Origin of the sequence: Calothrix rhizosoleniae SC01 (assembly GCF_900185595.1) — a bacterium.
Lineage (GTDB): Bacteria > Cyanobacteriota > Cyanobacteriia > Cyanobacteriales > Nostocaceae > Calothrix_A > Calothrix_A rhizosoleniae.
The window spans coordinates 1-6,093 of sequence record NZ_FYBH01000416.1; the positions used below are offsets into that span (position 1 = coordinate 1).

The following is a 6,093-nucleotide window of genomic DNA, read 5'->3' on the forward strand; positions in this document are numbered from 1 at the left end:
GAGGGTTAAACCCAGTGCGCGGGCGGATGCGGTGTTGTTTAAGGATACACCCCCAGAAGATAGTCTAGGTTTTATGCTCAAGCAACTGGCTAAAGCAGAAACCTCCGCAGAGCAAGCCACTTTGATTGTGGAGCATAATATCCCTTACACCGTTGCTATTGGTGCAATTAAGCAATTAACTCCCACAGTGTTAGTAGCTTTGATTAACTCCATGTCTCCACAAGAGGTAATTAATAACCTCAAATCCTTAAAAGCCAGGGGAGCGATGGAGCACCCACAAGTCAAGGAATTGATTAATGGGAAATTAGATGAAGCGAGTCAGAGTAACCGTGTCTCTGCATTTAAAGCCCAAGTCGCGGCTGATGTGAGCCAGTTAGACAGTGAAACCGTCGCCAAATTGGATCAGATTACCAACGAGCAAGTGAAAAAGCGGGGTAAAATTCGCAAACCCACTGCCTTACTAATCGATAAGTCTGGTTCTATGGATAAGGCGATTGAAATTGGTAAGCGCCTAGCAGCAATGATTTCCGGTATTACCGAAGCTGATTTGTTTGTCCATGCTTTTGATACTATGCCTTACCGAGTAGAGGCACAAGGTAGTGAATTGACTGATTGGGAACGTGCTTTCCAACACATTCAAGCTGGCGGTGGTACTAGTATCGGTTGTAGTTTGTCAGTGATGCGCTACAAAAAGCAACTAGTAGAGCAAATCATCATTGTGACTGACGAAGGTGATAACTGTAAGCCCTACTTCCATGACTCCTACCAGGAGTACCAAAATGATATGGGTATAGTTCCTAACATCATCATTGTTAAAGTTGGACATTGTAGCGATTACGTCGAGCAGAAGTTAAAGCAGACAAAGGCGATGGTAGATACCTTTACCTTTGCAGGGGACTACTACTCCCTACCTAACTTGATTCCCCTGTTAACTCGTCCGTCCCGGTTGGACTTGTTAATGGAAATCATGGAAACACCCTTAGCTGTGAGGGACGATAAGTAAGAGGAGGGAAGGAGTGAGGGAATGAAGGAGTGAGAGAGTGAAGGAGTGAAAGAAATAATATCTCCCTCTGCTCCCCACACTCTCTTCTCTGCGCCTCTGGGTAAGACTCACATTTTCTGCATTGGGGTTCAGGGTTCAGGTTTTCCCTCAATCCAAAATTCAACCCCCCCTGTATCCCCCCTTGGGGGGAAATCCAAAATCTAAAATTGAATAATGGAACAAGCTTATAAATTATCAGCTGTTGCGGTTAAACAAAGATTTACTGAACAATATCCTGAATATTTACATATCTTCAGCAAAATTACTAAAAAAGATGTTGCAGTTTACTCTGGTGATTTTGACCAAGCAGAAAAAGTCTTAAAGTGTTTAAATATTCCCGCTACTATTAACCCTAATCCCCATAAATTATCAGCCCAGGTGATATTTATTAACTGTTCTAGGAACTATAACCAAGATTTAGTTAAATATATCGGTAGTTATGTAAAACAAGGTAAGTGGTTAGTCACTTCTGGCTGGGCGTTAGATAAAGTAATTGAAAAGGCTTTCCCGAATACCGTGCGCTGGAATGGTAAAAGTTCAAATGAGGAAGTTATTTCTGTAGAACCATTCCACAATAGCCTGTGGTCAGATATTGTAGTGCTGGGTGCAGACCCCCAATGGTGGTTGTGGGGGAGCCATCCTATTGAAGTTGTTAACCCCGATAAAGTCAAGGTTGAAGCTGCGAGTCACGATTTATTACTGCGTTACAACGCTCCTGTGGTAGCAGTGCGATTTAATTGGGGAAAAGGTCATGTATTCCATGTAATTAGCCACTTTTGGGCAAAACGCAGCGACACCCCCACAGTACGTCACCAAAAACATTGTACGGAATTTTTGCGATCGGGGATGAAGTTAACAGATGAAGGCATAGAAACAGTCCTGCAACAAGCACGTGTAAATGATGACAAAATTAACTTTGCTCAATTATGCGTGAATGCTGTCAGTAAGTTGGCAAGGAGGCGATAATTATGAGTAATATGCAAACAGCTTACAATGTGGCAGCTTTGGCGGTAAGAGAGCGATTTCAGGAACAATATCCCGAAGCTTTAACAATACTCAACCAGGTTCGCAAGCAGGATATTGCCGTGTATTCTGGTGCTTATGACAAAGTGGAAAAAGTGCTGCAATGCTTGCAGATTCCTTATACCATGAATCCCGATGCCAAAAAATTGAAAGCTGCAATCGCTTTTGTGAATTGCTCTGGTGGTTATAATAGCCAGCTAATTACCAACTTGGCGCAGCAAGTAGAAAATGGTATGTGGTTGGTAAGTTCTGATTGGGCGCTTGGCTATTTTATTGCTAAAGCCTTTCCTAACACAGTCACCAACACTAATAGAGCTACGGGAGATGAGGTTATTTCTGTTGAAGCTAGTTTAAACTCCCTGTGGTCAGATGTGGTAGTTTTAGGGGCAGATCCCCAGTGGTGGTTAGAGGGAAGTAGTCATCCCATTCAAATACTCAACCCAGATAAAGTACGCATTGAAGCATCAAGTCACGATTTACTCCGGCGTTATGATGCGCCGGTGGTAGCCGTCAGCTTTGATTGGGGAAAGGGTCATGTTTTTCACGTCATCAGCCACTTCTGGTGTCGGCGAAGCCGTACTTTAACACCCAGACATCAAAATCCTGGTACTGATTTCCTGAAAGCAGGAATGAAGTTGAGTGAGGGTGGAATTCAAAAAGTGTTACAAAAAGGACGTATCCAAGCAAATACCCTGAATTTTGCCCAAATACAAAGTGCAGCCACAGCTACGGAATTAATTGCTCAACTGTGCGTCAAGGCTGTGGGGAAATTAGCAATGAAGTGACAGAGAAACAAGGTGTAGGGGAGGTTGCTGATTAAGTGCGTGACAATAATTTTTTAATGCTGAAACCTTTGTATGCAAGTACAATAAGTACAATTACTATATGAAAAGCTGCTCTCAAGGCATCTATCATAATCTCTACATCACAATTTACCTGCTGTTAGCATTTTCTGATGAAAAAGAAAAAACTTAAATCCAATATTCTCTACCAACGTATTGAGGAGGCTCTGCAGCAAGGAACGGAAGTTAGTATCCAAGTATCTCAAGGAGGCTTTTTTGGTATTCCGGTTTATTTAGACAGTCAATATGTGGAGCTAGTAAATTTTTATATACCCAACGAAGATGATGATGATAAAGATTACCAGCGAACAGTTTGGCTAATTAAACTATCAGAAATTATTGCAGTGGCTTACCCAATGGAAATGTGGACAAAAGACCGATTTGAACAACTTTTAAACCAAGAGTAGACCCTGTGTCAGTTTAGTAGGGTGTGTTAGCGAAGCCTAACGCACCCATTTGTTTAAAGTGATGGACTTGCATAGTTTTTGGATGACTCACACCCAACTGTCACTCACAAATCTCCAAAGCTTTTTGATACAGAGGTTCCCCTAACTTGTACCCTCGTATTTGCTTCTGTTGTGGTTACAATCTGGAAGAAACACTAGTGCTAATACCTACCGTCTAACCAATACCCATTTTATTGATTGTAATTACTTAGAAAATGCAGTTTGTGACTGTAAGCCACCATGCTGTAATCTATTCAATGTTATTTAACGCTCCTCTCCCAACAGGTGTTCGGGTAGCGGTATGCTCCCGTGCGTTCTGTTTAAACAGGACAAAGGGTGCAATTGATTTTACTCAAGATGAATATTCAACAACCAAAAATTCTCATTGTTGATGACCATCGCTTACTGTTAAATGGAACCATTAGTTTGGTAAGCGATCGCTTTCGAGATGCCCAAATATTCTCAGCTCGAACCGCCCAAGAAGCTCTGACTGAAGTTGCTCTACATTCCCTTGATTTAGCGATCGCTGATTTATCTATTCCCCATGATTCGGGGACACCAGCCCAAATAGAGCATGGATTGGGATTGCTCAAGCAGTTAATGGAAGATTATCCCCAACTTAACTTGATGGTGCAAAGTAGTAGCATCAAAGCATTAGTTCGCCTCATACCTGAAATTGATGCCCATCAAGGTGGATTCACAATCGCCGACAAAAGCGAAACTGTAGAGACATTTTTAACTCGCATGGAATGGGCAATGCAAGGACTTACCCATACTAAGGATTTACAAAGCAATTTGGAAGTAAAACCCGAGTGGCTGGAGGTGCTGCGGCTTGCTTTTGAAGAAGGTTTGCAAGATAAAGCGATCGCTCAATCAATGTATAAGTCAGAACGTATGATTCGTCACTACTGGTCAAAAATTCAGGATGCATTGGGAATTTATCCCGAACCAGGAAAAAACGTGCGAGCATTAACGCAAATCCGTGCGCGGGAAAAAGGTTTACTAGACTGAATTACTGGTTGAGGATATTATGTCTGCCATTTTAGATCCCCAAAGTACACTCAAGCGTCAAATGGTTCTAGTTGTTTTGATTTTGACGGTTGTAGGTACAACTATTGCCACTATCATCCACAGGTTACAACTTCATACCCACCCACTTCATCTAATTAATCCTCCCCTGTTCGCAATTACATCTTTAATATTACTGATACGTCTTTATACAAAACCAGAGAGTTTGCAACAAGTAATAAATCTGAGTTTATTTCAGAGTGTAATGTTTGTTGTGATGCCTGGTTGGTTCCACTCTCTCAAGGCATTTACCTCATCCAACATTACTCTTGTAGATAATTTACCACCGACATCCTCAGTATCGTTGATGTTGATGACGTTTATGTTGATAACCTTGCGTCCCCAACGATTACTGAAAGCGACTATACTCGTCTGGATAGGTGTTGCTGGCCCTATTTTGACCTACTTCATTTTTAACCCAGAAGAACTATACTCCCTACGAGGACTAGATTTACTCATTTCCTTCGGACCAGTAATGGGGACACAAATTGCACTGATTTTTTTGCATAATCGTCTCCAATCAATGGTGGAAAGCTTGTATGCCGAACGTCTTCAGTACTATGCTCAAATCATAGAGCGGCAAAGTATTCGCCAAAAGGCTTTGGAACAAGCTTTTACCCAAATTCATAATGGACCACTGCAAACCCTAGCACTATTGCAAAGAGATGTGCAAACCGAGCAGATATCTCAAACAGAATTTTTACAGCGTTTAAACTCACTCAATAGCGAAATTCGCGCAGTCGGGCACAGTCTTACAGATAAAGATAGTACAAGTAGTAAATCAGTAAGCTCCCTAGAAACTTTAGAATCTCCTACTTCTGAAAATTGTCTTCGCTTGGGGGAAGGAACCTCTATTGACTTAAATCTTCCCTTGCATAATTTACTTCATGAAGTATATTCCCTAACTCTCAAACGTAATCTGACTTGCTTCCACACGATTCGAGTCAAAGTACGGAATTTTGCACCTATTACCCAACCTTCCTTAACTTTGGAAATGAAACGCGACTTGTGTTTGTGGTTGGAGGAAGCTTTGTGTAATGTAGGTAAACACGCTCGTGGTGTAACTCGAATTGTAATTATGGGGGAAGAACGTGAAGGTAATTATATTCTGAAGGTACAGGATAATGGTTGTGGTTTAAAGCCTGGACGAGAACAACAAGGTACAAAGCATAGCCATTTATTAGCCAAAAGATTGGGGGGAAAATTTCGTCGGGAATCTGTACCCAAGGGAGGTGTAATTTGTGAACTCTTTTGGAAGGTGTAAGAATTACCGAAAAGTGCAATGACTAATGGTTAGAAATTACCATAGGCTTTGTCCGTAATTGCCAATGTTTTTCCTTTCATGTTCAACGATACTGAAATTGTTGAAACAACGATACTGAAATTGTTGAAACAAAGAAGTGAATTTCAGGAGACAAAATAATGGCAACTTCAACTCGTACAACTATAAGAAATGGCAGCACTGGTAGTGATGTTAAAACACTACAGATGATGCTCAATGAAGTTTACGGTTCTAAACTCGTTGTTGATAGTATTTTTGGTAATAAAACCGAAGGTCTTGTTAAACAGTATCAACAAGATCATGGCTTAGTTGTTGATGGTATAGTTGGACCAGCAACTTGGACAAGTTTAGAAGACCGTTTTAGCAAAGATTAAATTAATTAATTAATTT

The 6,093-nt window shown here is 41.1% G+C and carries 7 protein-coding genes; all 7 read left to right on the forward strand.

The features are described 5' to 3' along the window. Nucleotides 1–1,003 (forward strand): hypothetical protein (locus CALSC_RS24715; RefSeq protein WP_143288377.1); only part of this gene is annotated, 1,003 nt, incomplete at its 5' end. Nucleotides 1,004–1,216: 213 nt separating this feature from the next. After that, nucleotides 1,217–2,008, forward strand: coding sequence for a hypothetical protein (locus tag CALSC_RS24720; protein ID WP_088243861.1), 792 nt, complete (start codon nucleotides 1,217–1,219; stop codon nucleotides 2,006–2,008). A 2-nt stretch (nucleotides 2,009–2,010) separates the two neighbouring features. Beyond that, nucleotides 2,011–2,850: a hypothetical protein gene (locus tag CALSC_RS24725; RefSeq protein WP_088243862.1), complete on the forward strand. Its 840-nt coding sequence runs from the start codon at nucleotides 2,011–2,013 to the stop codon at nucleotides 2,848–2,850. A gap of 170 nt (nucleotides 2,851–3,020) precedes the next feature. Beyond that, nucleotides 3,021–3,314, forward strand: a complete 294-nt coding sequence (locus CALSC_RS24730; RefSeq protein WP_088243863.1) for a hypothetical protein — start codon at nucleotides 3,021–3,023, stop codon at nucleotides 3,312–3,314. Nucleotides 3,315–3,710: 396 nt separating this feature from the next. After that, on the forward strand, nucleotides 3,711–4,364 hold the full coding sequence (locus CALSC_RS24735) for a helix-turn-helix domain-containing protein (protein ID WP_088243866.1): 654 nt from the start codon (nucleotides 3,711–3,713) through the stop codon (nucleotides 4,362–4,364). A 19-nt stretch (nucleotides 4,365–4,383) separates the two neighbouring features. Beyond that, entirely contained in the window at nucleotides 4,384–5,685 is a 1,302-nt protein-coding gene (locus tag CALSC_RS24740) for a sensor histidine kinase (protein WP_088243864.1), read from the forward strand. 158 nt (nucleotides 5,686–5,843) lie between these two features. Further along, entirely contained in the window at nucleotides 5,844–6,077 is a 234-nt protein-coding gene (locus CALSC_RS24745) for a peptidoglycan-binding domain-containing protein (protein WP_088243865.1), read from the forward strand. Nucleotides 6,078–6,093: the final 16 nt, after the last annotated feature.